This is a genomic window from Pseudomonas sp. Soil_N_39 (assembly GCF_057655955.1).
The window spans coordinates 445,755-471,744 of the sequence record NZ_JBDGLI010000001.1 but is presented as its reverse complement, the minus strand read 5'-3'; the positions used below and the strand labels follow the sequence as shown (position 1 = coordinate 471,744).

At 61.0% G+C, this 25,990-nt stretch carries 23 protein-coding genes and 1 pseudogene; 12 read left to right on the top strand and 12 right to left on the bottom strand.

Annotation, left to right across the window (positions count from 1 at the left end; translation table 11 throughout):
* Positions 1 to 113 precede the first annotated feature (113 nt).
* Positions 114 to 1,004 carry a LysR family transcriptional regulator gene (locus AC3A5O_RS02020; RefSeq protein ID WP_305469214.1) on the top strand — a complete coding sequence of 297 codons (891 nt, stop codon included), beginning with the start codon at positions 114 to 116 and terminating at the stop codon, positions 1,002 to 1,004.
* 208 nt (positions 1,005 to 1,212) lie between these two features.
* Complete coding sequence (mgrA, locus tag AC3A5O_RS02015; RefSeq protein ID WP_122565183.1) at positions 1,213 to 2,250, top strand: L-glyceraldehyde 3-phosphate reductase; 1,038 nt, start codon at positions 1,213 to 1,215, stop codon at positions 2,248 to 2,250.
* A 214-nt stretch (positions 2,251 to 2,464) separates the two neighbouring features.
* On the opposite strand, the gene tauD is transcribed toward mgrA, so the two are convergent.
* The 7 genes from tauD to AC3A5O_RS01980 form a co-directional block, all read right to left on the bottom strand.
* Positions 2,465 to 3,307: a taurine dioxygenase gene (tauD, locus tag AC3A5O_RS02010; RefSeq protein ID WP_122565184.1), complete on the bottom strand. Its 843-nt coding sequence runs from the start codon at positions 3,305 to 3,307 to the stop codon at positions 2,465 to 2,467.
* 50 nt (positions 3,308 to 3,357) lie between these two features.
* The gene (gene tauC / locus AC3A5O_RS02005) at positions 3,358 to 4,197 is read right to left on the bottom strand and encodes a taurine ABC transporter permease TauC (protein ID WP_122565185.1); all 840 of its coding nucleotides are present in this window, start codon (positions 4,195 to 4,197) and stop codon (positions 3,358 to 3,360) included.
* Positions 4,194 to 4,988: a taurine ABC transporter ATP-binding subunit gene (tauB, locus tag AC3A5O_RS02000; protein WP_122565186.1), complete on the bottom strand. Its 795-nt coding sequence runs from the start codon at positions 4,986 to 4,988 to the stop codon at positions 4,194 to 4,196. The genes tauC and tauB overlap by 4 nt, the downstream gene beginning before the upstream one ends.
* A 21-nt stretch (positions 4,989 to 5,009) precedes the next feature.
* The gene (gene tauA, locus AC3A5O_RS01995; RefSeq protein WP_487752800.1) at positions 5,010 to 5,987 is read right to left on the bottom strand and encodes a taurine ABC transporter substrate-binding protein; all 978 of its coding nucleotides are present in this window, start codon (positions 5,985 to 5,987) and stop codon (positions 5,010 to 5,012) included.
* A 328-nt stretch (positions 5,988 to 6,315) separates the two neighbouring features.
* The gene (gene gshA / locus AC3A5O_RS01990) at positions 6,316 to 7,899 is read right to left on the bottom strand and encodes a glutamate--cysteine ligase (RefSeq protein ID WP_487752799.1); all 1,584 of its coding nucleotides are present in this window, start codon (positions 7,897 to 7,899) and stop codon (positions 6,316 to 6,318) included.
* Between the two features lie 269 nt (positions 7,900 to 8,168).
* Complete coding sequence (locus AC3A5O_RS01985; RefSeq protein ID WP_122565189.1) at positions 8,169 to 8,552, bottom strand: PaaI family thioesterase; 384 nt, start codon at positions 8,550 to 8,552, stop codon at positions 8,169 to 8,171.
* A complete protein-coding gene (locus AC3A5O_RS01980) occupies positions 8,552 to 10,876 on the bottom strand; it encodes a Tex family protein (protein WP_122565190.1) in 2,325 nt (774 codons plus the stop codon). The genes AC3A5O_RS01985 and AC3A5O_RS01980 overlap by 1 nt, the downstream gene beginning before the upstream one ends.
* A gap of 357 nt (positions 10,877 to 11,233) precedes the next feature.
* Here AC3A5O_RS01980 and ompR point away from each other — a divergent pair, with 357 nt between their 5' ends.
* Both ompR and AC3A5O_RS01970 read left to right on the top strand, forming a co-directional pair.
* Positions 11,234 to 11,974 (top strand): osmolarity response regulator transcription factor OmpR, encoded by a 741-nt coding sequence (gene ompR, locus AC3A5O_RS01975; protein ID WP_003196691.1) that lies wholly within the window; start codon positions 11,234 to 11,236, stop codon positions 11,972 to 11,974.
* A 114-nt stretch (positions 11,975 to 12,088) separates the two neighbouring features.
* Entirely contained in the window at positions 12,089 to 13,402 is a 1,314-nt protein-coding gene (locus AC3A5O_RS01970) for an ATP-binding protein (protein WP_060739672.1), read from the top strand.
* A 166-nt stretch (positions 13,403 to 13,568) separates the two neighbouring features.
* On the opposite strand, the gene rimK is transcribed toward AC3A5O_RS01970, so the two are convergent.
* Positions 13,569 to 14,474 (bottom strand): 30S ribosomal protein S6--L-glutamate ligase, encoded by a 906-nt coding sequence (gene rimK, locus AC3A5O_RS01965; RefSeq protein ID WP_003196697.1) that lies wholly within the window; start codon positions 14,472 to 14,474, stop codon positions 13,569 to 13,571.
* Positions 14,471 to 14,953, bottom strand: a complete 483-nt coding sequence (rimB, locus tag AC3A5O_RS01960; protein ID WP_122565191.1) for a retropepsin-like aspartic endopeptidase RimB — start codon at positions 14,951 to 14,953, stop codon at positions 14,471 to 14,473. Before rimB ends, rimK begins: the two co-directional genes overlap by 4 nt.
* Before the next feature lie 235 nt (positions 14,954 to 15,188).
* On the opposite strand from rimB, the gene AC3A5O_RS01955 reads away from it, so the two are divergent.
* The 3 genes from AC3A5O_RS01955 (at position 15,189) to AC3A5O_RS01945 (ending at position 18,467) form a co-directional block, all read left to right on the top strand.
* Positions 15,189 to 15,593, top strand: coding sequence for an RNA-binding S4 domain-containing protein (locus AC3A5O_RS01955; RefSeq protein WP_122565368.1), 405 nt, complete (start codon positions 15,189 to 15,191; stop codon positions 15,591 to 15,593).
* A 248-nt stretch (positions 15,594 to 15,841) separates the two neighbouring features.
* Positions 15,842 to 16,744, top strand: a complete 903-nt coding sequence (gene hslO, locus AC3A5O_RS01950) for an Hsp33 family molecular chaperone HslO (protein WP_122565192.1) — start codon at positions 15,842 to 15,844, stop codon at positions 16,742 to 16,744.
* Between the two features lie 178 nt (positions 16,745 to 16,922).
* Positions 16,923 to 18,467: a phosphoenolpyruvate carboxykinase gene (locus AC3A5O_RS01945; RefSeq protein WP_122565193.1), complete on the top strand. Its 1,545-nt coding sequence runs from the start codon at positions 16,923 to 16,925 to the stop codon at positions 18,465 to 18,467.
* Between the two features lie 137 nt (positions 18,468 to 18,604).
* On the opposite strand, the gene AC3A5O_RS01940 is transcribed toward AC3A5O_RS01945, so the two are convergent.
* Positions 18,605 to 18,967: a DUF1493 family protein gene (locus AC3A5O_RS01940; protein WP_122565194.1), complete on the bottom strand. Its 363-nt coding sequence runs from the start codon at positions 18,965 to 18,967 to the stop codon at positions 18,605 to 18,607.
* Positions 18,968 to 19,155: 188 nt separating this feature from the next.
* On the opposite strand from AC3A5O_RS01940, the gene AC3A5O_RS01935 reads away from it, so the two are divergent.
* Positions 19,156 to 20,367 carry a colicin E3/pyocin S6 family cytotoxin gene (locus AC3A5O_RS01935; protein ID WP_305469225.1) on the top strand — a complete coding sequence of 404 codons (1,212 nt, stop codon included), beginning with the start codon at positions 19,156 to 19,158 and terminating at the stop codon, positions 20,365 to 20,367.
* Positions 20,364 to 20,603, top strand: coding sequence for a DUF7683 domain-containing protein (locus tag AC3A5O_RS01930; RefSeq protein WP_305469227.1), 240 nt, complete (start codon positions 20,364 to 20,366; stop codon positions 20,601 to 20,603). Before AC3A5O_RS01935 ends, AC3A5O_RS01930 begins: the two co-directional genes overlap by 4 nt.
* Before the next feature lie 210 nt (positions 20,604 to 20,813).
* Here the strand turns inward: AC3A5O_RS01930 and AC3A5O_RS01925 are convergent.
* A pseudogene (locus tag AC3A5O_RS01925) lies at positions 20,814 to 21,086 on the bottom strand (serine protease); the annotation flags it as partial.
* 318 nt (positions 21,087 to 21,404) lie between these two features.
* Here AC3A5O_RS01925 and AC3A5O_RS01920 point away from each other — a divergent pair.
* From AC3A5O_RS01920 to AC3A5O_RS01910, 3 genes are all read left to right on the top strand, one after another.
* Positions 21,405 to 23,333, top strand: coding sequence for a RecQ family ATP-dependent DNA helicase (locus AC3A5O_RS01920; RefSeq protein WP_305469229.1), 1,929 nt, complete (start codon positions 21,405 to 21,407; stop codon positions 23,331 to 23,333).
* Positions 23,334 to 23,440: 107 nt separating this feature from the next.
* Positions 23,441 to 24,667: a 3-hydroxyacyl-CoA dehydrogenase gene (locus AC3A5O_RS01915; RefSeq protein ID WP_305469230.1), complete on the top strand. Its 1,227-nt coding sequence runs from the start codon at positions 23,441 to 23,443 to the stop codon at positions 24,665 to 24,667.
* Positions 24,668 to 24,712: 45 nt separating this feature from the next.
* Complete coding sequence (locus tag AC3A5O_RS01910; protein WP_122565197.1) at positions 24,713 to 25,132, top strand: acyl-CoA thioesterase; 420 nt, start codon at positions 24,713 to 24,715, stop codon at positions 25,130 to 25,132.
* Positions 25,133 to 25,218: 86 nt separating this feature from the next.
* Here AC3A5O_RS01910 and AC3A5O_RS01905 read toward each other — a convergent pair whose 3' ends face one another.
* Entirely contained in the window at positions 25,219 to 25,701 is a 483-nt protein-coding gene (locus AC3A5O_RS01905; RefSeq protein ID WP_122565198.1) for a glycine zipper domain-containing protein, read from the bottom strand.
* Between the last annotated feature and the right edge of the window lie 289 nt (positions 25,702 to 25,990).

The window sequence follows — 25,990 nt, the reverse complement described above, 5'->3', positions numbered from 1 at the left end:
TTGAGGGGTTGGGATCCGTTGAGGCCAGATTCACATGTTTACTCTTGGCGATAAATGCACGAGAGTTGCCTTGACTGTTCAATTTTTTCCAACAATCAGTGCGTGGGGCTCAGATGGACCAAGTCAAGGCGATGAGGGTGTTTGTCCGCATCTACGAGCGCAGCAGCTTCACCCTGGCCGCTGAAGACTTGAACATGCCCCGGGCCACGTTGACCCACACGCTCAATCAATTCGAAGCCTGGCTGGGCGTTCGTTTGCTGGAGCGCAGCACTCGCAAGGTGCGCCCGACCCTCGATGGCGAAGCCTACTACCCACGCTGCGTGCAATTGCTGGCGGAGCTCGAAGAAGCCGAACTGGCGTTTCGCGGCGTGGCGCCCAAAGGCAAACTGAGAGTAGACCTGCACGGCACCCAGGCCAGGTATTTCGTCATTCCGGCGTTACCACAATTCATGGCCCGCTACCCCGAAATAGAACTGTTCATCAGCGAGGCGGATCGGTTTGTCGACCTGATTGCCGAGGGCGTCGATTGCGTGCTGCGCTCCGGTGCGCTGACGGACTCGTCATTGATCGGCCGGCGTGTCGCCAACCTTCGGCAAATCACCTGTGCCAGTCCCGGTTACCTGCGCCAGCACGGCGTACCGACAAGCCTCGATGACTTGAAACATCACAGGGCGGTGAATTACGTCTCGCGGACCACCGGCAAGCTCTATCCGTTTGAGTTCATGGTCGATGGCGAACTCAAGGAGGTGCCGATCGGGGGCTCGTTGTCGGTGTCCGGCGCCGAAATCTATGCCGCCTCGGCCATCGCCGGCCTGGGCCTGATCCAATGCCCGCATTACCGAATGCAAGAGCAGATCCAGCAGGGCCTGATCCAGGAAGTCCTCCCTGCCACCCCACCACCGTCCATGCCGGTCTCGGTGCTTTATCCGCACAACCGACTCATGTCGCCACGGGTTCGCGTATTCGTGGATTGGGTGGCGGAGGTGTTTGCGCAGGCGCGTTAGTGTGCCCTCCGACTTCCTGGCACTGCAAAACCCTGTGGGAGCGGGCTTGCTCGCGAATGCGTCGGCAAATTCGAAATTTGTGCTGACTGACACACCGCTTTCGCGAGCAAGCCCGCTCCCACACCTGATATGCGAACTTTCAGCCTGACCGAGGCGTCTGTGAAATGTTAGCTTCTGCCACCAGCCGTCCGAACAGAGAGCCTTTTCGATGACCTACACCGCTGCGCAAAACCGCTACGAGTCCATTCCTTACCGCCGCGTCGGTCGCAGCGGTCTGGTGCTGCCGGCGTTGTCGCTGGGGTTGTGGCACAACTTTGGCGACAGTACGCCCATCGACACCCAGCGCGCCTTGCTGCGCACGGCGTTCGACCTGGGGATCAACCACTTCGACCTGGCGAACAACTACGGCCCGCCCTACGGCAGCGCCGAGATCAATTTCGGCCGATTGCTGCGCGAAGATTTCAAGCAGTACCGCGATGAGTTGATCATCTCCAGCAAGGCCGGTTGGGACATGTGGCCGGGGCCTTACGGCCAGGGCGGTGGTTCGCGCAAATACGTGCTGGCCAGCCTCGACCAGAGTCTGCAACGCCTGGGGCTGGACTATGTGGATATCTTCTATTCCCACCGTTTCGACCCCGATACGCCACTGGAAGAAACCGCCAGTGCGCTGGCCACTGCGGTGCAGCAGGGCAAGGCGTTGTACATCGGTATTTCCTCGTATTCCGGGGTGAAGACCCGGGAAATGGCGGCGCTGCTCAAGGAGTGGAAAGTCCCGCTGCTGATCCACCAGCCGGCCTACAACCTGCTCAACCGCTGGGTGGAAAAAGACCTGCTGGACGCCACCGACGAATTGGGTACCGGTGTGATTGCCTTCACCCCACTGGCCCAAGGCCTGCTGACCGACAAGTACCTCAAGGGCGTTCCGGCCGACGCGCGGGTGAATCGTCCGGGCGGTGGCTCGTTGCAGGCTTCGCACTTGTCAGAGGAGAACCTCGCCCACGTGCGTGCGCTCAATGAGATCGCCCAGCGTCGCGGCCAGAGCCTGGCCCAGATGGCGCTGGCCTGGACCTTGCGCGATCCCCGCGTGACCAGCGCCCTGATCGGCGCCAGTCGGCCGGAGCAGATCATCGAGAACGTCGCCGCCTTGCAGAACCTGAACTTCAGCGCCGAAGAACTGGCCGAGATCGACCGGTTTGCCCAGGAAGGCGGGATCAATCTTTGGGAGAAACCTTCGTCGGCGGAGTAATGAATCAGCCGATCAGCGATGTTCGGCTGAACATACAATCCTGTGACTGGAGATGATCTGTGGCGAGGGGATTTATCCCCGCTGGGCTGCGAAGCGGCCCCCCCCAAGCAGCCAACTGGATCAACCTGATACACCGCATGCTCAGGTTTAGGGCTGCTTCGCAGCCCAGCGGGGATAAATCCCCTCGCCACAAGAGCAATTCAGATTCAGTGCCTTACTTGAAAAACGGCACATCCCCCAACACCGTCGCCCGGTGCATTACCCGCCGGGCGGGGCGGTAGTCGTCCACGGCAAAATGCTGGGTGACGCGGTTGTCCCAGAACGCCACGTCGTTGACCTGCCAACGCCAGCGCAGGGTGAACTCCGGGCGAGTGGCGTGGGCAAAGAGCAGTTTCAGGATCGCCTCGCTTTCGGTCTCCGACAGTTCGTTGATGCGCGTGGTGAAGCCTTCATTGACGAACAGCGACCGACGCCCGCTCACCGGATGGGTGCGGATCACCGGGTGGGACAGCGGCGGGTTTTTCCGTCGTGCTTGTTCCCAGCGTTCCAGGTCCTCGGCGGTGTTACCAAACCGTTCCAATGGAAAGGAACGGGTGAAGTCATGAGTCGCCGTCAGGCCTTCCAGCAAGTGTTTCAACGGTGTCGACAAGGCTTCGTAGGCGGCGATGCCGCTGGCCCACAAGGTATCGCCGCCCACCGTCGGCAGCAGTTTGGCGCTGAGCACCGCGCCCAGGGCGGGCGTCGGGAGGAAGGTCACGTCGGTGTGCCACACGGCGTTGTCGCGGACATCGGTGACGGCGGTGTCGAGCACCAATACTTCAGGCTGCTCCGGCACGTTGGGGTAGATCGGGTGAATGTGCAGGTCACCAAAATAGGCGGCGAAACGCGCTTGCTGCGTCGGCTCGATTGGTTGGTCGCGAAAGAACAGCACCTGATGCTCAAGCAGGGCCTGCTCGATGACATCACGATGTTCCGAGCTCAGTGGCTGGCTAATATCGATCCCGCTGATCTGCGCGCCAAGGGCGATGCTCAAAGGGGTAATGATCGGGCGGCTCATTGTCGTGTTCTCGCGGTGGGGCGCCGAATGGACGGCGTGGTCATTGGGTCTCAATGGGTCTGGCCGTGCCAGGGCACCAGTTTGCGTTGCAGGGCGCGCAAGCCCATTTCCATGGCGAAGGCGATCAGTGCGATCACCAGGATCCCCAGCACCACCACATCGGTGACCAGGAACTGCGCCGCTGACTGCACCATGAACCCCAGGCCGCTGGTGGCGGCAATCAGCTCGGCGGCCACCAACGTCGACCAACCTACGCCCAGGCCAATGCGAATACCGGTGAGGATGTCCGGCAGGGCACTGGGCACGATCACATGGCGAATCAACTGTGCCCGTGTGGCGCCCAGCGATTGGGCCGCGCGCAGCTTGGCCCGGTCGACGGTGCGCACGCCGGTGGCGGTGGCAATGGCGATTGGGGCGAAGATCGCCAGGTAGATCAGCAGCACCTTCGACAACTCGCCGATGCCGCACCAGATCACGATCAACGGCAGGTACGCCAACGGTGGAATCGGCCGGTAGAACTCGATCAACGGATCGAGCACGCCGCGCGCGATGCGGTTGGCGCCAATGGCGATGCCCACCGGCACCGCCGTCAGCACTGCGAACAACAGGCCCAGGCCGATGCGTTCAAGGCTGGCGGCCAAGTGTTGCCAGAGAGTGGAGTCCATGTAGCCATGGGTCACCAGCAACCAGCCTTTTTGCAGCACGGCCGACGGCGGGGGCAGGAACAGTGGTTCGATCAGACCGCTGGCGGTGACGGCCCACCAGGCTGCCAGCAAGGCGATCAAGGTCAAGCCACTGATCCAGCGCGTACTCAGATGGGGTCTCAAGTCGCTGGCCGTGGGCTTGTTCGCCGCATCACGGATCACGGCTGGAATTTCGTAGCTGCTCATGCGCGCTCCTGGGGTCGAGTGGCGCTGCGTTGGGAGAACACTTTGGCGAGCACATGCTCGCGGGTTTCGATGAAGCGCGGGTCGGACTTGATCGACCGCGCCGACTCCCCTGCCTCGTAGCGCTGACCGAAATCCAGGCTCAGGCGCTCGACGATCTGCCCCGGGTTCGGTGCCAGCAGAATCAAGTCAGTGGCAAGGAAGACGGCTTCTTCAATGTCATGGGTGATCAGAAACACCGGCTTGGCGGTGCGCTGCCAGACCTGCAGCAACAGTTCCTGCATCTGCTCACGGGTGAAGGCGTCCAGCGCACCGAAGGGTTCGTCCATCAACAGCACACGCGGGTCGGCCGCCAATGCCCGGGCCAGGCCGACGCGTTGCTTCTGGCCGCCGGAGAGCTGCCAGACGCGGCGTTGCTCGAAACCGGCCAGGTCCACGAGGGCAAGCATTTCCCGGGCGCGAGCCTCACGCTTTTGCTTGGCGACCCCGGCCAGTTCCAGGCCGAACCCAACGTTTGCCAGCACGTCCTGCCAGGGCAGCAGCGCATCATCCTGGAACACCACGCCGCGCTCGGCGCTCGGGCCCTTGACCGGCGTACCGTCGAGGGTGATCTGCCCGGCGCTGGGCTCGACGAACCCGGCAATCAGGTTCAACAGCGATGTCTTGCCACTGCCGGACGGGCCAAGGGCAACCAGCAACTGCTTCGGCCCCAGGGTCAGGGAAATATCCGCCAGCACCGGTTCCGCCGCGCCGGGGTACTGTGCGCTGATGCGCTCCAGCTGTAGCAAGGCCATCGCCTGTCTCCCTTTTTTTGATCAGTGAGTGATGTATTTGGCGCTGACGTAAGGCGCGTAGTCCGGCAGTACGGCGTCGACCTTGCCCTGCTCCTTGAGGAACGCGGCGGTGTCGCTGATGGCTTGGGTAGTCGGTGTGCCGAGGCTCACGACCTGATCGGCCGCCAGGGGAAAGACGTTGCCTTGCAGCAACAGCGGGATATCACTGGCCTTGGCGCCGGAGAGCTTCACCAGTTTGTCGACATTGGACGCATCGGCCAGCCAGGCTTGTGGGTCCTTGCGGTATTGGGCGTAGGCGTCCAGGGTCACTTTGGCGAAGGCGGTGACAATTTCAGGATGCTTCTGGGCGAAGTCCTTGCGCACGATCCAGGCATCGAAGGTTGGTGCGCCGAACTTGGCCAGTTCCGCGGAGGTGATCAGCACCTTGCCGTTTTCCTTGGCCACGCCCAGGGCCGGGTCCCAGACGTACGTGGCATCGATGTCGCCGCGCTTCCAGGCGGCGATGATGGCCGGTGGCGCCAGGTTGAGCACGGTGACTTTCGACGGGTCGATGTTCCAATGCTTCAACGCGGCGAGCAGGCTGTAGTGCCCGGTGGACACGAACGGCACGGCGATCTTCTTGCCGATCAGATCTTGCGGGGAATTAATGCCGGAGCCATCACGAACCACCAAGGCCTCGGCGGCGCCGATCTGGGTGGCGATGAGGAAGGTTTCCACCGGGACCTGGCGGGTGATTGCGGCCGTCAATGGGCTGGAGCCGAGGTAGCCGATCTGCACGTCGCCCGAGGCGATGGCGCTGATGACATCGGCGCCGTTGTCGAACTTGCGCCAGTCGATCTTGGCTTGGGTGGCTTTTTCATAGACGCCATCGGCCTGGGCGACTTTGGCCGGGTCGACGGTGGTCTGGTAAGCGACGGTCAGGTCGACCGCCTGGGCAAAAAGACTCGTTGCGGCCAGGGAGGCGGCCGCGAGAAGGCGAAGGGGGAAACGCAAAGACATGGAAAATCTCCTCAACAGGCCGCCGGATGTTCGGCGTTGAAGGAGACTAAATGATCTAAGAATTGGAAAATAAATAACTTTTTCGAATGAGCTTATTTTCGAAAAATTCTATGCGAGGGGCAGAAATGGGAGTTGTACATGGCTTTTGTGGCGAGGGGATTTATCCCCGCTGGGCTGCGTAGCAGCCCTAAAGCTCTTCTTCGGTGTGTCAGACAGATCACTTCCCGCCGTTTTGGGGTCGCTTCGCAACCCGGCGGGGCGGTGCGACGTTTCGCTAAACCCCTCGCCACAAAGCTGCACTCCCATGCGGGGCCATGGGAATGCTTGATCAGTTACTGATCGCCAGGATGCTCGCCTGATACGAACCCACGAACACATCGAAATCCCCCACCTCGTTCTGCTCCAGCTCGGCTTGCTGGACCAGTGATTCCCGGGCGGTTGCTTCGAAGGCTGTCTGCTCCTGGGCAGGCAACGGCTCGGCGCGGAAGAATTCGGCGTGGGCCTTGCTTTGGCGCAGGGAGAACTGGGCGAAGCTTTCCTGGTGTTCGGCCATCGCGGCCAGCACCTGGGCGGAGGGCGTCAGGGACGGATCGCGGACTTTCGCCAATTGCGCGTCCAGCGCCTGGCGATGGGCATCGCCACCTTGGCTCTGGTCGAGCAGCGAGGCCAGCGGGGCGATTTTTTCCAGCAATTCCACGGCCCAGGCCTGCATGTCCACCGCTTGACCCTGGCGCTGCAATTGCAGGCCTGGCTTGCGACCTTCCTTGACCACGGTCAGGAAGTTGCTCGTGGCGTTGCCGCATTCGTTGTTTTCCAGCTGCGGGCTGTGATTGAGGCCGCAATACAGCAGGAACGCATCGAGGAAGCGCGACTCGGTGAGGTCGATGCCCATCGGCAGGAACGGGTTGATGTCCAGGCAACGCACTTCGACGTACTGGATACCCCGGGCCATCAAGGCCTGGATCGGCCGCTCTCCGGTGTAGGTCACGCGTTTGGGGCGGATGTTGGAGTAGTACTCGTTTTCGATCTGCAAGATGTTGGTATTGAGCTGCACCCACTCGCCGTTCTGGTGAGTGCCGACTTCGACGTACGGCGCGTAGGGCGTTGCCACCGCTTTGCGCAGGCTGTCGGTGTAGCTCGCCAGGTCGTTGTAGCAAGGCGTGAGCCCTGCCTGGGCGTTGCTCTGGTAACCCAGGTCGCTCATGCGCAGGCTGGTGGCGTAGGGCAGGTACAAGGTGTCCGGGTCCAGTTGTTCCAACTGGTGCGGGCGGCCCCGCAGGAAACCGATGTCCAGGGCCGGCGAGGCACCGAACAGGTACATCAGCAACCAGCTGTAGCGGCGGAAATTACGGATCAGCGCGATATAGGCCGACGACTGGAAGTCACGGTCGCTCACTTCGGCCGCTTCGTTCTGGCGGAGCAGGGGCCAGAGTTTTTCCGGCAGGGAAAAGTTGTAGTGGATCCCGGCAATGCATTGCATGGTCTTGCCGTAGCGCAGGGCCAGGCCCTTGCGGTAGACGTACTTGAGCCGGCCGATGTTCGAGGTGCCGTAATACGCGATAGGGATGTCCTCTTCCGCCGGCAGCGGGCACGGCATCGACGGGCTCCACAAGTACTCGTCGCCAAGTTTGCTGTAGGCAAACCGGTGGATCTTGTCGAGGCTGCGCAGGGTATCGGCCGGGTTGGCCAGGGCCGGCGTGATGAACTCCAGCAGCGACTCGGAATAGTCGGTAGTGATCTGTTCGTTGGTCAGCGCCGAACCCAGGGCCTTGGGATGCGGGGTCTGCGCCAGACGTCCATCGTCCGTGACGCGCAGGCATTCACGCTCGATGCCATGCAGGCACTGTTCGAGCAGGGAGAGGTTGGCGCGCTCGCCGAGCAGGGCCAGGCGGCGGTTTAAAAGGTCGCTCAAGTTGAATTCCTTCACGCGTCAGTCGCCCCAATATGGGGGTGGGCAAGACGGTCTACAAGGGTGAAGTTAAAACTGGCGTTTTCGCCTGGTTTTCGTGCCAAAGACTCGCCACCGCAACCCCACTGTGGGAGCGAGCTTGCTCGCGATGGCGGTGGAGCAGTCAATAACGAGCCAACTGACATACCGCTATCGCGAGCAAGCTCGCTCCCACAGGGAAGTTCGATGCCGCATTCATGGCGTCGAAATTAACTCAAATCGATGACAGGGAGCTATAGGACAGCGAACGTGCCTTGCGCTTTTGCGACCAGTTTGTCGCCTTGCATCACCTCGGCCTCGACCACCAGCGTGCGCCGACCGGGGTGGATGACCCGGGCGGTGCACAACACGTCGCCGTCGGACACGGCGCGAATGTAGTTGATCTTGCATTCGATGGTCGCGCTCTGCTGGTCAAAGCCATGGACACTGGAACAGGCCAGGCCCATGGCGATGTCCACCAGGCTGAACAGCGCGCCGCCGTGCAGCTTGCCGCCGCGGTTGCGCAACGGCGGCTCAAGGCTCAGGGCGACTTGCGCCACCCCGTCCCCCAGGCTCTGCAGACGGCAGCCGAGCAGCTTGAAGAACGCGCTCTCCACCAACCCGGCTGGCGCGTCCATCAGCGTTTCTTCAACTGCTTGGCGTTGGCGAACAGCGAGGCCATGGCGTTATTGGCCGGGGCCGCCGTGGCGGTTTCCTTGCGCGGCGCGGTGTTTTGCGACTGGCGGGGTGTCGAGCCAGGGCGCGCACCGCGGGCACCGTCGATTTTCTCGCCCGGTGTGTCGCTCATGCGCATCGACAGGCCGACGCGTTTGCGCGGGATGTCGACTTCCATGACCTTCACTTTCACCACATCGCCGGCCTTCACCGCTTCGCGCGGGTCCTTGATGAACTTCTCGGACAACGCCGAGATGTGCACCAGACCGTCCTGGTGCACACCGATGTCGACGAAGGCACCGAAGTTGGTGACGTTGGTCACCACGCCTTCGAGGATCATGCCCGGTTGCAGGTCCTTGAGGTCTTCGACGCCGTCCTGGAACTCGGCGGTCTTGAACTCGGGGCGCGGGTCGCGGCCCGGTTTTTCCAGTTCCTGAAGGATGTCGGTGACGGTGGGCAGGCCGAAGGTTTCGTCGGTGAATTTCTTCGGGTCCAGGCGCTTGAGGAACGCGGCATCACCGATCAGCGAGCGGATGTCGCGGTCGGTCTGGGCGGCGATGCGTTGCACCAGCGGGTAGGCTTCAGGGTGGACAGCCGAAGAGTCCAGTGGGTTGTCGCCGTTCATGACCCGCAGGAAGCCGGCGGCCTGTTCGAAGGTTTTTTCACCCAGGCGCGGGACTTTCTTCAACGCGGCGCGGGTCTTGAACGCGCCATGTTCGTCACGGTGGGTGACGATGTTCTGCGCCAGCGTGGCGTTCAGGCCGGAGATCCGCGCCAGCAACGCCACCGAAGCGGTGTTCACGTCCACGCCCACGGCGTTCACGCAGTCCTCCACCACCGCGTCCAGGCCGCGCGCCAGTTTCAGTTGGGAAACGTCGTGCTGGTACTGGCCGACACCGATGGATTTGGGGTCGATCTTCACCAGCTCCGCCAGTGGATCCTGCAGGCGACGGGCGATGGACACCGCGCCACGGATCGACACGTCGAGGTCGGGGAATTCCTTGGAGGCCAGCTCCGAGGCCGAGTAAACCGAAGCGCCGGCCTCGGAGACCATGACCTTGGTCATTTTCATGGCCGGGTATTTCTTGATCAGCTCGGCGGCCAGTTTGTCGGTCTCGCGGCTGGCGGTGCCGTTGCCGATGGCGATCAGATCCACCGAATGCTTGGCGCACAGGGCGGCGAGCACGGCGAGGGTCTGGTCCCACTTGTTGTGTGGCACGTGTGGGTAGACCGTGGCGTGGTCCAGCAGTTTGCCGGTGGAATCAACTACCGCCACCTTGCAACCGGTGCGCAGGCCCGGGTCCAGGCCCAGGGTGGCGCGCGGGCCGGCCGGTGCGGCCAGCAGCAGGTCGTGCAGGTTGTGGGCGAATACGTTGATCGCCTCGGTCTCGGCGTTGTCGCGCAACTCGCCCAGCAGGTCGGTTTCCAGGTGGGTGTAGAGCTTGACCTTCCAAGTCCAGCGCACCACTTCAGCCAGCCATTTGTCGGCGGCGCGGTTCTGGTTCTGGATGCCGAACTGCTGGCCGATCATGCCTTCGCACGGGTGCATGGTGCCGGGCAATTCTTCACCGACCTTCAGCGCGGAGCTGAGGATGCCTTCGTTGCGTCCGCGGAAAATCGCCAGTGCGCGGTGGGACGGCATGCTCTTGAGCGGTTCGTCGTGTTCGAAGTAGTCGCGGAACTTCGCGCCTTCCTCTTCCTTGCCGGCGATTACCCGGGCGCTGAGGATGGCTTCCTGTTTGAGGAAGTTGCGCAGTTTTTCCAACAGGTTGGCGTCCTCGGCGAAACGCTCCATGAGGATGTACTTGGCACCCTCCAGCGCCGCCTTCACGTCCGCCACGCCTTTTTCGGCATCGACGAAGCGCGCGGCTTCGGTTTCCGGGGCCAGGGTCGGGTCGTTGAACAGGCCGTCGGCCAGCTCGCCGAGGCCGGCTTCCAGGGCGATCTGGCCCTTGGTGCGGCGCTTTTGCTTGTAGGGCAGGTACAAGTCTTCGAGGCGGGTCTTGGTGTCGGCCAACTTGATGTCGCGCTCGAGTTGCGGGGTCAGCTTGCCTTGCTCCTGGATGCTGGCCAGGATGCTGATGCGCCGTTCGTCGAGTTCTCGCAGGTAGCGCAGGCGCTCTTCCAGATGCCGCAATTGGGTGTCATCGAGGCTGCCGGTCACTTCTTTCCGGTAACGGGCGATAAAAGGCACCGTGGAACCTTCATCGAGTAGCGCGACGGCCGCTTCGACCTGTTGTGGGCGTACACCGAGTTCCTCGGCGATGCGGCTGTTGATGCTGTCCATAAAACCACCTGAAAAATTGTGAAATCAGGCTCGCCACCACAGAAACCGGGCTCGGCGAGACTGGTTGAGCGGCCTGGCGTGCGCCGCTGCCTGGGTCAAAAGGCTGCTTGTTGACCCGCGAAATTCAAAAAGTACTGCCTGGCCAACGCTAAAAAATGGCACGCCGGGATCACGATCCGGCATTCCCTGGCACAAAAGGCCGGGCATTATAACCAGCGTTCCGTCCTGAGGGGGTGACAGGGTCTGTAGGCTTGATACCCGGATTTGTGGAGATAGAGGAAAAATCTGCTAACAATGCACACGGTGCGTATAACGGCAGCTAGGCCATAATGCGCGCCGAGATCAAAGGAGCTTCCTATGAGCAGCACAGCACAAACTGCTGAAGGCGAAAAAATTCTTATTGTTGACGACGATCCGGGGCTGAGCAGCCTGCTGGAACGCTTTTTCGTCAGCAAGGGCTACCGCGCCCGCACCGTACCGAACACCGAGCAAATGGATCGGTTGCTGGCCCGTGAAGTGTTCAACCTGGTGGTACTCGACCTGATGCTGCCCGGTGAAGACGGCCTGACCGCCTGCCGCCGCCTGCGCGGTGCCAACAACCAGATCCCGATCATCATGCTCACCGCCAAGGGCGACGAGTTGAGCCGTATCAAGGGCCTTGAACTGGGCGCCGACGATTACCTGGCCAAGCCGTTCAACCCCGACGAGCTGATGGCCCGCGTCAAGGCGGTGCTGCGTCGTCAGTCGGCGCCGGTGCCTGGCGCGCCGGGCAGCGAAGACGAAAGCGTGACCTTCGGCGACTATGAACTGTCCCTGGCCACCCGCGAGCTCAAGCGCGGCGATGAGGTCCACATGCTCACCACCGGTGAGTTCGCCGTGCTCAAGGCCCTGGTGATGAACGCCCGTCAGCCGCTGACCCGCGACAAGCTGATGAACCTGGCCCGTGGTCGTGAATGGGATGCGCTGGAGCGTTCCATCGACGTGCAGATTTCCCGCCTGCGCCGGATGATCGAGCCTGATCCTTCCAAGCCGCGGTATATCCAGACCGTGTGGGGCGTGGGTTACGTGTTCGTGCCGGATGGCGCCGCCAGCAAGTGATCGGCGATTTGTAGGAGCGGGTGGTCTGGCCGGTTGAAATGTCTTCTTCCAGGCGACTCGCGGTCTGTCATTGTGCGAGCATCGCTCGCTCCTGCAAGTGTGTAGCGGTTATTCATGAAAACCCCCGTTTGGTTCCCCCAGAGTTTCTTCTCCCGCACCCTCTGGCTGGTGCTGATCGTCGTGCTCTTCTCCAAGGCACTGACGTTGGTGTACCTGCTGATGAACGAGGACGTGCTCGTGGACCGGCAGTACAGCCACGGCGTTGCCTTGACCCTGCGGGCGTATTGGGCGGCGGACGAAACCAACCGGGCGAAAATTGCCGAGGCGGCGACGCTGATCCGTGTCGTTGGCGCCGGCGTGCCGGAGGGTGAGCAGCACTGGCCCTACAGCGAGATTTATCAACGCCAGATGCAGGCCGAACTGGGCGCCGATACCGAGGTGCGATTGCGCATGCACTCGCCGCCGGCGCTTTGGGTGCGGGCCCCGAGCCTGGGGGACGGCTGGCTGAAAGTGCCGTTGTACCCGCATCCGCTGCGCGGCCAGAAAATCTGGAACGTGCTTGGCTGGTTCCTGGCCATCGGCCTGCTGTCGACGGCGTCGGCGTGGATCTTCGTCAGCCAGCTCAACCAACCGTTGAAACGCCTGGTCTACGCTGCCCGCCAGCTGGGTCAGGGACGCAGCGTGCGACTGCCCATCAGCGATACGCCCAGCGAGATGACCGAGGTCTACCGCGCCTTCAACCAGATGGCCGAGGATGTGGAACAGGCCGGGCGGGAGCGCGAACTGATGCTCGCGGGCGTCTCCCATGACCTGCGCACGCCGCTGACCCGGCTGCGGTTGTCGCTGGAGTTGATGGGCGAACATACCGACCTGACCGACGAGATGGTCCGCGACATCGAGGACATGGACGCGATTCTCGACCAGTTCCTGGCGTTCATTCGCGACGGTCGTGATGAATCCGTGGAGGAGGTGGACCTCAGCGAGCTGGTGCGGGAAGTGGTTGCGCCCTATAACCAGAACGACGAGAAAGTGCACCTGCGCCTGGAGCCGATCCAGCCGTTCCCGTTGCGCCGGGTGTCGATGAAACGTTTGCTGAACAACTTGATCGGCAATGCCCTGAACCATGCCGGTGCTGGCGTCGAAGTCGCGGCCTATGTCTCCGGCGACACCAGCGCGCCTTACGTGGTGCTAAGCGTCATGGACCGTGGCGCCGGCATCGATCCCTCGGAGCTGGAAGCCATTTTCAACCCCTTCACCCGGGGCGATCGCGCCCGGGGTGGGAAAGGCACGGGGCTGGGCCTGGCCATCGTCAAGCGCATCGCCTCGATGCACGGCGGCAATGTCGAGCTGCGCAACCGCGCCGGTGGCGGGTTGGAGGCTCGGGTACGGTTGCCGTTGGGCTTGATGCTGCCTCGGGATGCGGTGTAGCGATCTCTCTCAAGTAAGACAGAGAACTTTGTGGGAGCGGGCCCTGTGGGAGCCGAGCTTGCTCGCGATGGCGGTGTGTCAGTCAAGATCAACTTTACTGATTCACCGCCATCGCGAGCAAGCTCGGCTCCCACAAAAGCTCGCTCCCACAGGGTCTTGTATTGAGTCAGCCCTTGCCCTTGGTCCGGGTCATGTTCGGCCCGCCATTCTTTTCCAGGTGCTCGATGATGATCCCCGCCACGTTCTTGCTCGTGGTGGTCTCGATGCCTTCCAGGCCTGGCGAGGAGTTGACCTCCATCACCAGCGGTCCGTGATTGGAGCGCAGGATATCCACGCCGGCCACGGCAAGGCCCATGACTTTTGCGGCCCGCAGGGCGGTCATGCGTTCTTCCGGGGTGATCTTGATCAGGCTGGCGCTACCACCGCGATGCAGGTTGGAGCGGAACTCACCGGGCTTGGCCTGGCGCTTCATCGAGGCAATCACTTTGTCGCCGACCACGAAGCAGCGAATATCCGCGCCACCGGCTTCCTTGATGTATTCCTGGACCATGATGTTCTGCTTCAGACCCATGAACGCTTCGATCACCGACTCCGCCGCCGTCGCGGTTTCACACAGGACCACGCCGATGCCCTGGGTGCCTTCCAGCACCTTGATCACCAGCGGTGCGCCGTTGACCATCGCGATCAGGTCGGGAATGTCGTCGGGGGAGTGGGCGAAACCGGTGACTGGCAGGCCGATCCCGCGCCGCGACAGCAGTTGCAGCGAGCGTAGTTTGTCCCGGGAGCGGGCGATGGCCACCGACTCGTTGAGGGGAAACACCCCCATCATTTCGAACTGGCGCAACACCGCGCAACCATAGAACGTCACCGATGCGCCGATGCGGGGGATCACCGCGTCGAACCCTTCCAGCGGCTTGCCACGATAATGGATCTGCGGCTTGTGGCTGGCGATGTTCATGTAGGCGCGCAGGGTATCGATCACCACCATTTCGTGGCCTCGTTCGGTCCCGGCTTCAACCAGGCGACGAGTGGAATACAGACGCGGATTACGCGACAGCACAGCGATCTTCATGCAACACCTGTGGCAGAGGTAGTGGACACCGGGAATACCGGCTTTTCTTGAACGTATTTGGTACCCGGATTGACCACCAGTTGGCCGTCGATCAAGGCTTTGGAACCCAGTAACAGGCGATATCGCATGGATTTGCGGCAGGCGAGGGTGAACTCGACCCGCCAGACCCTGTCACCCAGCGCCAACGTGGTGCTGATCACGTAGCGGACCTGAGCGTGGCCGTTGGAACTCTTTATGGTCTTGCGCGCCACCAGCGGGGCTTCGCAGCGACGATGGCGCAACTGCACCACCGTGCCGAGGTGCGCCGTGAAGCGCACCCACTTTTCGCCATCGCGCTCGAACGGCTCGATGTCAGTGGCATGCAGGCTGGAGGTGCTGGCCCCGGTGTCGATTTTTGCCCGCAGGCCCGCGACTCCCAGGTCCGGGAGCGCCACCCACTCGCGCAGACCGACAACGGTCAAATGGTCAAAAGTCTTCAATAAAAAAACCTGCGATCAGTGCATCGGATCGTGGACTCCGCGAATCGCGGTATTCACGCAGAATAATCACAAAATGGCGACAGTTATCTACGCACTTGTGTGTGCTTGTAACCGATTCCGACCCAGGCGATAGGTGTGGCGTCGGTTTGGCGGGCATTCTATCCGTCGGGCCGGATTCGTGCGCCCGACAAAAACGGTAGTACAGTTCCGGCTATCGGCAGAAAGAGGAATGGCAGTGGCACAAAAAAAGGAAGAGGACGACAAGGTTCGTCTCGATAAATGGTTGTGGGCGGCGCGCTTCTACAAGACGCGGGCCCTGGCCAAGACCGCCATCGAAAGCGGCAAGGTCCATCACCGGGGAGAGCGTTGCAAGCCGGGCAAGGAGCCTCGCATCGGCGATGAGTTCGTCATCCGCACCGGGTTCGATGAAAAGACCGTGGTGGTCGAGGCCCTGTCGATCGTGCGTCGCGGTGCACCTGAAGCGCAGGCGCTGTATCGCGAAACCGAGGCCAGCATCGCCAAGCGCGAAACCGCCGCCGCGCAACGCAAGGCCGGCGCCCTGGGTGTCAGCACTGACGGCAAGCCGAGCAAGAAGCAGCGCCGGGACCTGTTCAAGTTTCATGGCAGCAACAGCGAATAAGGCACCGGCCATTGGAGATCATCCGTGGCGAGGGAGCTTGCTCCCACTCGGTTGCGTAGCGACCGTAAGATTTTGGGGCTGCTGCGCAGCCCAGCGGGAGCAAGCTCCCTCGCCACAATGTGTCAGGCCACACATTCAGATGAGTTGGCAGCGCCTTCCCGTCAGAAAACCCCGCCTTGCTTGGAACCCACCCGGAATGGCCATAAAATGCCCGCCATCATTTGTCATCACCTCAGATACCAGACCTTATGACTGATTTACCGGATACTGACTTCACCCAACGTTTCATCTTCGATGACAGCGACGCCCGTGGCGAGCTAGTGGCGTTGGAGCGTAGCTACGCCGAAGTCCTTGCCAAGCACCCCTATCCGGAGCCGGTCGCACAGCTGCTCGGCGAGCTGATGGCGGCTGCGGCGTTGCTGGTGGGCACCTTGAAGTTCGATGGCTTGTTGATTCTTCAGGCCCGCTCCGATGGCCCGGTGCCGTTGCTGATGATCGAGTGCTCCAGCGAGCGCGAAATCCGCGGCCTGGCCCGTTATGACGCCGAACAGATCGCGCCCGACGCGACCCTGGCCGACATGATGCCCAATGGCGTGTTGGCCCTGACGGTCGATCCGACCCAAGGCCAGCGTTACCAGGGCATCGTCGATCTGGACGGCGCAACCCTGGCCGATTGCTTCACCAACTACTTCGTCATGTCCCAGCAGACCAATACCCGGTTCTGGCTCTACGCCGACGGGCGGCGCGCGCGGGGTTTACTGTTGCAACAACTGCCCGCCGATCGCCTGCGCGACCCGGAAGAACGTGACGCCAGCTGGCAGCACATCACCGCTCTGGCCAGTACCTTGAGCGCCGATGAGCTGCTGAGCCTGGACAACGAAACCGTGTTGCATCGCCTCTATCACGAGGAGCAGGTACGCTTGTTCGACGGCCAGCCGTTGCGCTTCCAATGCAGCTGCTCTCGTGAACGTTCCGGCAATGCGCTGGTCAGTCTGGGTCTGGAAGATGCGCAGCAACTGGTGATCGAGCATGGTGGCGCCATCGAGGTCGACTGCCAGTTTTGCAACGAGCGCTACCTGTTCGACGCGGCCGACATCGCTCAATTGTTCGCCGGTGCGGGTGTCGACACACCGTCAGATACTCGACACTAAAACGGTTCAGCGCAGGTAAATCTCCTGGCAAACGCCGGATTTACGCCGTACTGACGGGAGGGCCCTACTTTTTTTGGGCTTTTCTGGCATAATCCGGCCCACTTTTTTCGGGTAGTAGTGCGCGACTTCCTACTACAAAACGTTTGGAGCACTCGGCCACGGGCCGACGGGGAATCTCATGACGCAAGCCAATAACGCCGTGTACACCGATCTGAGTGTCGATGAACTGGTCAAAGAAGCCCTGAATCGCGGTGAAGGCGAGCTTGCCGATACTGGCGCGCTGGTTGTTCGTACCGGTCATCGTACCGGTCGCTCGCCAGTCGACCGTTTCATTGTGGAAGAGCCAACCACCCAGGACGCCATCGCCTGGGGCCCGATCAACCGCAAGTTCCCGGCCGACAAATTCGATGCCCTGTGGAACCGCGTCGAAGCCTATCTGGGCGAGCGCGAGCGTTTTGTCTCCCACGTGCATGTAGGTTCCGATCCTGCGCACTACCTGCCGGTCAAGATGACCACCGAGACGGCGTGGCACAACCTGTTTGGCCGCTGCCTGTTCATCAACCCCGAGCAATACAACGCCGGCGGCAAGGACGAGTGGCAGATCCTCAACGCGCCGAATTTCGTTTGCGAGCCTGAGCGCGACGGCACCAACTCCGACGGCACCGTGATCATCAATTTCGCGGCCAAGAAAGTGCTGATCGCCGGCATGCGCTACGCCGGTGAAATGAAAAAAGCCCTGTTCTCCGTGCAGAACTTCCTGCTGCCAGCGGTTGACGTGCTGCCGATGCACTGCGCTGCCAACATGGGCGAAGAGGGCGACGTGACCCTGTTCTTCGGCCTGTCGGGCACCGGCAAGACCACCCTGTCCGCCGACGAAAGCCGTTACCTGATCGGTGACGACGAACACGGCTGGGGCGTGGGCGTAGTCTTCAACATCGAAGGTGGCTGCTACGCCAAGTGCATCGACCTGTCCGAGAAGAACGAGCCGGTCATCTGGAAGGCCATCCAGCATGGCGCCGTACTGGAAAACGTTGTCCTGGACCCGGTCACCAAGAAAGCCGACTACGCCGACGATAGCCTGACCCAGAACAGCCGCGCCGCCTACCCGCGTGAGCTGATCGAAAAACGCGCACCGAAGAACCTCGGTGGCGAGCCAAACGCCGTGATCTTCCTGACCTGCGACCTGACCGGCGTACTGCCGCCGGTGTCGATCCTCAGCGAAGAACAAGCCGCCTACCACTTCCTGTCCGGCTACACCGCACTGGTGGGCTCGACCGAAATGGGTTCGGGCAGCGGCATCAAGTCGACCTTCTCCACCTGCTTTGGCGCCCCGTTCTTCCCGCGTCCAGCCGGTGAGTACGCTGAGCTGCTGATCAAGCGCATCCGCGGTTTCGGCTCCAAGGTCTACCTGGTCAACACCGGTTGGACCGGCGGTGGCTACGGCGTTGGCAAGCGCTTCAACATCCCGACCACCCGTGCGGTGATCGCAGCCATCCAGAGCGGCGCGCTGATCGGTGCTGAAACCGAACACCTGGACATCATCAATCTGGACGTGCCGCTGGCTGTTCCGGGCGTCGAGACTGGCCTGTTGAACCCACGCAACACCTGGGCCGACAAAGCCGCCTACGACGAAGCGGCCAAGGCACTGGCCGGTCTGTTCACCGAGAACTTCAAGAAGTTCGACGTGAGCGACGCGATCAAGGCTGCGGGTCCGCAGCTGTAAGGCTTGGTTGTTGAATGAAAAACCGCCCTTTATGGGCGGTTTTTTATGGGCGGTTAGTTATGTGTGCAGGGCTGGAAACTGCCATTATTCCAGCTGAAAATCGACCCAGACAGCCAGAATAATGCCACTTAAGGTGCTCAAGTCACCTCATTCTCCTCCACTTCCCGCGTGTCCCATCTCTGCGCCTTGATTGCCTTGTAAAGCATGCCGATGGTCAGTGGCATCTTGTTCCCCCGGCCCTTGGCCCTGCGTTTTTGAAACACATCGAACCCTTCAGGTTGAAAATAGCGGTAGGCGTCGTAGTCGATGAGCTCGATGGCGAACCGTTCCTCCAATGCCTCCATCAAGTGGCGGGCATCCGCGCCATCGCAACCCAAGTCGAGATTGATCGCGGTGCCCAGGCGGATCGTCTTGCGCTCCGGTAGGCCGATCTCTTCGTGCAGCAGTTCCATGAGCTGGCGCATGGTGTGATCGTCGGGGAAGTCTGGGGCGAGGTGCATGGCGAGGGTTCCGGGGTATTGGTGCGCGTCCGTCTGGAGGGAAAGTTTAGGGGGAAATCGTTGCTCATTGGAAAAGAAGAAAGATCTCACAGCCGTCTAGGAACCGTCTGCTGAGTAAACCTTTAGTCGCCCGGTAAGGTTTGCCACGCCCTTTCAATGGGTTAAAGACGACCGAGCAAGGGCGAAGCATGACAAAAGGAAAGACTGGTGTTCCGCAGGTCTGGGAGCATTACGGTGGTGATCGGGGCTACAGGATCCTGCGGGACATGACCCCGAGTGAACTGGAGAAAAGAGACGCCGATCAACAGGCCTATGAGGACATGCTCGCCAGGCAAGCGGCGTACATGCGCAAGCGTCTGGTCCAGGTTCGCGAAGCGCCACCTTCAGACTTGAAGGGCTGCGTATTTGCCAAGTCCTGCAAGCTGCCTGATTCGGTGATCGACTACCACAACCCGACCGGTTACATCCCGACTGAAGCCCTGAGGGAGTACGGCCAATTTACCTTGTTGGGTGGGCGTCAGACCGACGACTCAGAGCTCATTCAACTTAAGCGCATCAGCGGGTCGTTGCCGGCAAGTTTCGGCACGTTTGTCTTGGGTAGGACGATGCCGGCCGGCTATAGTGCGGCGGCCGGGGCTGCTGGCGCGGTCACGGCGCCGGTGGCGGCGGGTGTACTGATCGGCCTGGTGGGATTGCTGATGCCCACCAACCTAGGTGACGGTTCGTTGTACACCGAAGAGCAACTGCGCTCCTTGGAGCAGGCTCGTACGCGGGTTCGGTTGCATGTCGAAACCCAGGCTGATGGCACGCTCAAGGGATACGGCTACAACACCCAGACGCGACGTGAGTGGGAAATGATTCCCGTCGTGACGTTCCAGGCTCGCGGCGATCAGCAAGTGGCGGACTTTGGCGATGGGGTGGAGTTGATCTGGACGCCGGCGATCGACCCTTCCGCGACGTTGGGCATCCCAGCGCTGGAGGCCGCGCCACAGGCTCCCCATATCTGGATTTTTCCGCCAACGCTTGCGGCGGACAGCATCATCGTAAACCCGATTTATCCACCTGAGTACAAGGATTTCATTCTTGTGTTTCCGGCGGATTCTGGGGTTTCGCCGCTTTATATTGTTTTAAATCTTCCGGGGGATCATAAATATTATAAAGCTCCAGAAAAATTGATTGCCTTTCCTGATGCTGTGCGCACCGACCGTAAAACTCGGGTTAAAGGTGGTGGCGCCCTCAGAAAACGCTGGAAAACACTTAAGGGAACTATTCTTGAATGGGATTCACAGCACGGAACAGTCGAGATGTATAACAAGCGTGGATTACATCTCGGTGAGTATGATCCGACTACAGGAGAACAAACCAAGCCCGCAGATAAAACCAGGAGCGTTGAGCCATGATTTATATAATTGAAGCCTTTGAGAAAAAAACCGGATTCCTCGCTTTTGAGGAACGGTTACCGGAGGGGCATGACGAACATCTAAAGAAGATTATGGGGTGGACTAACGAACAGCAGGGCTGGGAGGGCTATGACCTCACAAACTCACAGCTTAATGAATTGGAAGGAATTTTAGGAAAGCGTATTTACGATCCTGACTACATTTTTCAAATTAGTTGCAATGATTACACGCAGTGAAAATTGTTGGGAGAGGTTCGTTGGATTTATCAATGTATGACTATCAAGTGTCTTTTGATTATCGGGATGTTTGGTAACCACCAAACTTGCACCCAATCCTCAACGCAACGATGAATATTTTTCCCCTGCTCCGACCCCATGCAACGACTCAGTCAACCATGGGCCCAGGAGCATGCCGCGAAGCCGCCTCAAGGTCCATCAACCCTCGGCCATGCCGGCCATTTGCGTGCCATGACCAACGCGGTCAACCGTGCCGGGACGGTTCTCGACGTAATCGAATCCCGGATCACTCAGCCGGCCTTCGAACTCCTTCAGGCCGGTGCTGAGCCCTGAGTCGATCAGCGCCACGGTCACGTCCTGGCCCGTGCCGCCGCGTGCATACAACGCCGAAGCCTTGACCACGGCCAAGCCTCGCTGCGCGTGATATTCCGGGGTTTCGAACACCGCCGGTTCTACGCCGGGTCGTTCGGGAATGGACAGCAACCGACCAGTAGTGAGACCGAGGTTATCGCCAGGGCGCGCAGCGCGGAAATTGGGTATGGCATCGTTCGTTCCTTGAACATCGTCTTGAGCACCAGGCCTCCTGGCCTCGATGTAACGCATGAGTTGGACGCGAACCTTAAACTGCAAACGGAAGGGGAACGAGGCATCAAAGTGCCCGGGTTTGTATCACTTCGTGGCAGGGCGCAAGGACGCCGAGGCTGTATCATCCGGTATCGTTTTTGACCCCGACCTTTTCTCGACTCGCTGCGTTGTCCCGCTAGGCTTTGGGCATCGCAGCAGTCAAAGGAGCGACCGCGCATGCACAGCACCCTGGAACAGGTTTTCGGTTATCCACAGTTTCGTCCCGGTCAGGAGGCAGCCATTGGCGCTGTACTGGCCGGTCGGTCGGCGGCGGCCATCTTCCCCACCGGCTCGGGCAAGTCCCTGTGTTATCAATTGCCAGCCTTACTCCTGCCGCACCTGACCCTGGTGGTTTCGCCACTGCTGGCGTTGATGCAGGACCAGTTGGCGTTCCTCAAGCGCCACGGCATCGCGGCGGCCAGTATCGATTCGGCCCAGAGCCGTGACGAAACCAACGACGCCATGGCGCGGGCCCGTTCGGGTGAGCTGAAAATCCTGATGATTTCCGTGGAGCGCCTGAAGAACGAGCGTTTTCGCAATTTCCTGCAGCAGGTGCCGATCTCGTTGTTGGTGGTGGACGAGGCCCACTGTATTTCGGAATGGGGGCATAACTTCCGACCTGACTACCTCAAGCTCCCCGATTACCAGCACCAGTTCAACATTCCCCAGGTATTGCTGCTGACGGCTACCGCGACACCCAAGGTCATCGCTGACATGCAGGCGAAATTCGCCATTGCCGCCGCCGATGTGGTGACGACCGGCTTCTACCGACCGAACCTCAATCTGCTGGTCGAGCCCGTGCGGGGTGCCGATAAGCGCGAACGGCTGGTGCAGTGGTTGGGCGAGCGTACCGGGCAGCCGAGCATCGTCTACGTCACCTTGCAGCGAACCGCCGAGCAGATCGCCGAACACCTGGGCCGGCACGGTATCGAGGCCGAGGCCTATCACGCCGGTTTGCCCCATGACCAACGTGAAGCCATCCAGCGGCGATTCATGGGTGGGCAATCCAATTGCATCGTCGCGACCATCGCTTTCGGCATGGGCATCGACAAGAGCGACATTCGCAACGTCGTGCACTTCGACCTGCCCAAGTCCATCGAAAACTACAGCCAGGAGATCGGCCGTGCCGGACGGGATGGGCAGCCGTCCGATTGCCTGGTGCTGGCCAACCGCGACAGCCTCAATGTGCTGGAAAATTTTGTGTATGGCGATACGCCGGAGCTTGCAGGTATTCGTTGCGTGCTCGATGAACTGAAGGCTGCCGCCGCCGATGGGCAATGGGAGTTCTTGCTGGGCCCGCTGGCGGATCAGAGCAACGTCCGGCAATTGCCGCTCAAGACGTTGTTGGTCCAGTTGGAGTTGCGCCGGTTGATCGCGCCGCGCTATGCCTATTTCGCGGAGTATCGCTTCAAGTACCTGACCGAGCCGCACGAGCTGCTGGAGCGCTTCGAAGGTGAGCGAAGGGACTTTGTCGCGGCCATCATCCAGACCTCCAGTCGCGCCCGGGCCTGGGCCACGGTGGATTTCGATGGGATGTACCAGCAGTATCACGCTGAGCGTAATCGCGTGGTCAAGGCGCTGGATTATTTCCAGGAAAAAGGCTGGATCGAGCTGGAAAGCAAGCAGATGACCGAGGTGTACAGCGTGCTGGAAGCGGACCTGGATGTGCCGGTCTTGAGCGCCGAGCTACATGCTTATTTCTCTCGGCATGAACAGGGTGAAATCGCGCGGATCCACGCCATGCTCGAATTGTTCGCCACCGACCGTTGCCTGGGTCATCGCTTGGCGCAGTATTTCGGTGACGACAATGCGCCACGCCCGTGTGGCCATTGTTCGGTGTGCCATGGGCATGTCGCTCGCCTGCCGGAGCCGCCTGCGTTGCCGGCGCTTGTGGATAAAAATTTCGAGGCGCTGTGTGGCGACTTTATCCACAAGCATGAGCAGCACAGCGGCAACGTGCCGTCTGCCGAGCGCCTGACTCGCTTCCTGTGCGGGATCAGCGTGCCGCTGTTTACCCGATTGAAGGCGCGGAAGATCCCTGGGTATGCCGCACTGGAAGCGTATCCATACGCTGAGGTTCGCCAATGGGCCCAAGCGCACCTGTGAGCTGCATCCATCCGCTGAATGCCCCTCATCACACGAATAAATTTCAAAAACATTCGGCGGCTGACTAAGGTGAAGGCTGTCTTCGGATCGCCAATAAGAGAGCCAACATGAGCCAGACACCTTTCGATATTCAGCGCGCCGCGGTGGTCGGTGCAGGCACCATGGGGCGGGGCATCGTGATGTGCCTGGCCAACGCCGGCGTGGCGGTGCAGTGGGTCGACAACAATCCGCAGATGCTCGAGCAGGCACTGGTCGCCGTGGCCGAGACCTATGCCCATGGCGTACGCCAGGGCCGTATCGACCAGGGTGAGGCCGATGCGCGGATCGCCCGGGTGACACGGGCGGATGATTATGCGGCGATCCGTGACGTGGATCTGGTGATCGAAGCGGTCTACGAAAACCTGGAACTCAAACAGAAAATCTTTCGCGAGCTGGACGGCCTGCTCAAGCCCGAGGCCATCCTGGCGAGCAACACGTCGGCGCTGGACATCGATGCCATCGCCGCCGTCACGCGCAGGCCAGCTCAGGTTCTGGGCCTGCATTTCTTCAGCCCGGCGCACATCATGAAGCTGCTGGAGATCGTTCGCGGCGCACACACCTCCAAAGCGGTGCTGGATGCGGCCCTGGTGCTGGGCAAGCGCATGGGTAAGGTCAGCGTGATATCGGGCAACTGCCATGGCTTCATCGGCAACCGGATGCTTCATCCTTATGTGTTGGAAGCGCGCAAGATGCTGCTGGAGGGGGCGTTCCCCCATCAGGTGGATGCGGCGTTGCAAGGTTTCGGCTTCGCCATGGGGCCGTTTCGCATGTACGACGTCGTGGGCATCGACCTGGAGTGGCGCGCCCGTGAGTTGGCGGGCCAGGGCCAGGATGCGCCCGAGGTGCAGGTGGACAATCGTTTGTGCGAGCTGGGACGGTTCGGCCAGAAAAGCGGCAATGGGTATTATCACTACGAGCCGGGTAGTCGACAGGCCGAGCATGATGTCGAGGTCGATGCGCTGGTGCTGCGGGTCAGTGAAACGCTGGGTTTCCAGCGGCGCGAGATCGGCCCGGAGGAAATCCTTGAGCGCTGCTTGCTGGCGTTGGTCAACGAGGGGGCGAAGATCCTGCAGGAAGGCATTGCCGAGTCGGCCCACGATATCGACCTGGTCTACCTCAACGGCTACGGCTTCCCTGCGGACAAGGGCGGGCCGATGGCCTGGGCTGACGGGCAGGGGTTGGAAGCCATCCACGCACGACTGCTGGCGCTCGAAACGAAGCAGGGCGACCAGTGGAAGCCCGCGCGGCTGATCGGCGAGCTGGCGGCGCGGGGCAAGGGATTCGCGCAGGCCTAAGGCCTGGCCACGCTAAGATCATTGAACAACCGTAAAGGACACCTGATGCCCCAACGCAACGAATACCCACACCTGCAGCCCATCACCACGCGCTGGCACGACAACGATGTGTACGGTCACGTCAACAACGTCACCTACTACAGCTTTTTCGATACCGCTGTGAATACCTACCTGATCGAAGTCGGCGGCCTGGATATCCATGATGGAGACGTGGTGGGGTTCGTGGTGAGTTCGGCCTGCGACTACTTCGCCTCGATCGCCTTTCCGGACCGGATTGAAATCGGCCTGCGGGTCGGCAAGCTGGGCAGCAGTTCGGTGCAGTATGAGCTGGCGGTGTTCAAGGCGGGCGAGGAGGAGGCTTGCGCGGCGGGGCGTTTTGTTCACGTATTCGTGGATCGGGCAACGAATCGGCCGGTGGCGATTCCGGATCGGCTGCGCGGGGCATTGGAGCAGTTGGTGGTCTGAAACGAAAAATCGCAGCCTTCGGTCAGACTCTGGGAAGAGCTGCCGTAGGCTGCGATCTTTTACCGGCGGGTAGTTAAAGCCAGCGGTCAGTCATCGTGATAGCGATGCTTATGCTTGTGCTTGCGATGCCCATAGGCATGGCCGCGACCCGGATGGCCGTCGCGATAGTAGCGACGATCGCCACGACGACCTTCATAACGATCGTCGTCATCGTCCTTGCCCATGTAGTTACCCAGGGCACCACCGGCACCACCGCCCGCTGCCGCACCGATCAGGCTGCCGGTGCTGCCGCCGACGCTACGGCCGACCACGTTACCGCCGGCTGCGCCCAGTGCGCCGCCGATCGCCGCTTCGCCGCGGCTGTGTTTGTCTGCACCGACTGCACTACCGCCCGCACCGCCCAGCGCCGCGCCGATAGTGGACCCGGTGTTGCCGCCCAGGGACTGGCCGACGACCGAACCCAAAACCCCGCCCAATGCGCCGCCTACACCTGCTTCGGCAGTACCACCGGCAGAAGCGATGCCACTGGCCAGGCTAAGGGACAACAAGAGAATGGAGGAGAACTTCATAGAGGAGCCTCAAAGGGATGACGGCGCGATCCTGAGGCTGGCTTCGCTTGGTTACAATCGAAATCCGACGAGTAACACGACTTGTGCACAATTCTCTAAGTTATTGTTTTTCGGCGGGAACTTAAGGCAAATCGGCCGGTCTTTAGTTACTTCAGATGGGCCGTTTTCTATGGAAAACGGCCTTTTTTGTGGGCGTTCGAAAAGTACGATGATGGGAGCAACACTGTGTGGGAGCAAAGCTTGCTCGCGACACAGGCGACTCTATTTCTGCAAGACCGCATCGCTTTCA

Excerpts from the sequence above, each read along its gene's own strand:
- AC3A5O_RS02020 (WP_305469214.1), top strand. The coding sequence starts at position 114 with ATGGACCAAGTCAAGGCGATGAGGGTGTTTGTCCGCATCTACGAGCGC.
- mgrA (WP_122565183.1), top strand. The coding sequence starts at position 1,213 with ATGACCTACACCGCTGCGCAAAACCGCTACGAGTCCATTCCTTACCGC.
- tauD (WP_122565184.1), bottom strand. The coding sequence starts at position 3,307 with ATGAGCCGCCCGATCATTACCCCTTTGAGCATCGCCCTTGGCGCGCAG.
- tauC (WP_122565185.1), bottom strand. The coding sequence starts at position 4,197 with ATGAGCAGCTACGAAATTCCAGCCGTGATCCGTGATGCGGCGAACAAG.
- tauB (WP_122565186.1), bottom strand. The coding sequence starts at position 4,988 with ATGGCCTTGCTACAGCTGGAGCGCATCAGCGCACAGTACCCCGGCGCG.
- tauA (WP_487752800.1), bottom strand. The coding sequence starts at position 5,987 with ATGTCTTTGCGTTTCCCCCTTCGCCTTCTCGCGGCCGCCTCCCTGGCC.
- AC3A5O_RS01985 (WP_122565189.1), bottom strand. The coding sequence starts at position 8,552 with ATGGACGCGCCAGCCGGGTTGGTGGAGAGCGCGTTCTTCAAGCTGCTC.
- AC3A5O_RS01980 (WP_122565190.1), bottom strand. The coding sequence starts at position 10,876 with ATGGACAGCATCAACAGCCGCATCGCCGAGGAACTCGGTGTACGCCCA.
- ompR (WP_003196691.1), top strand. The coding sequence starts at position 11,234 with ATGAGCAGCACAGCACAAACTGCTGAAGGCGAAAAAATTCTTATTGTT.
- AC3A5O_RS01970 (WP_060739672.1), top strand. The coding sequence starts at position 12,089 with ATGAAAACCCCCGTTTGGTTCCCCCAGAGTTTCTTCTCCCGCACCCTC.
- rimK (WP_003196697.1), bottom strand. The coding sequence starts at position 14,474 with ATGAAGATCGCTGTGCTGTCGCGTAATCCGCGTCTGTATTCCACTCGT.
- hslO (WP_122565192.1), top strand. The coding sequence starts at position 15,842 with ATGACTGATTTACCGGATACTGACTTCACCCAACGTTTCATCTTCGAT.
- AC3A5O_RS01945 (WP_122565193.1), top strand. The coding sequence starts at position 16,923 with ATGACGCAAGCCAATAACGCCGTGTACACCGATCTGAGTGTCGATGAA.
- AC3A5O_RS01940 (WP_122565194.1), bottom strand. The coding sequence starts at position 18,967 with ATGCACCTCGCCCCAGACTTCCCCGACGATCACACCATGCGCCAGCTC.
- AC3A5O_RS01935 (WP_305469225.1), top strand. The coding sequence starts at position 19,156 with ATGACAAAAGGAAAGACTGGTGTTCCGCAGGTCTGGGAGCATTACGGT.
- AC3A5O_RS01930 (WP_305469227.1), top strand. The coding sequence starts at position 20,364 with ATGATTTATATAATTGAAGCCTTTGAGAAAAAAACCGGATTCCTCGCT.
- AC3A5O_RS01920 (WP_305469229.1), top strand. The coding sequence starts at position 21,405 with ATGCACAGCACCCTGGAACAGGTTTTCGGTTATCCACAGTTTCGTCCC.
- AC3A5O_RS01915 (WP_305469230.1), top strand. The coding sequence starts at position 23,441 with ATGAGCCAGACACCTTTCGATATTCAGCGCGCCGCGGTGGTCGGTGCA.
- AC3A5O_RS01910 (WP_122565197.1), top strand. The coding sequence starts at position 24,713 with ATGCCCCAACGCAACGAATACCCACACCTGCAGCCCATCACCACGCGC.
- AC3A5O_RS01905 (WP_122565198.1), bottom strand. The coding sequence starts at position 25,701 with ATGAAGTTCTCCTCCATTCTCTTGTTGTCCCTTAGCCTGGCCAGTGGC.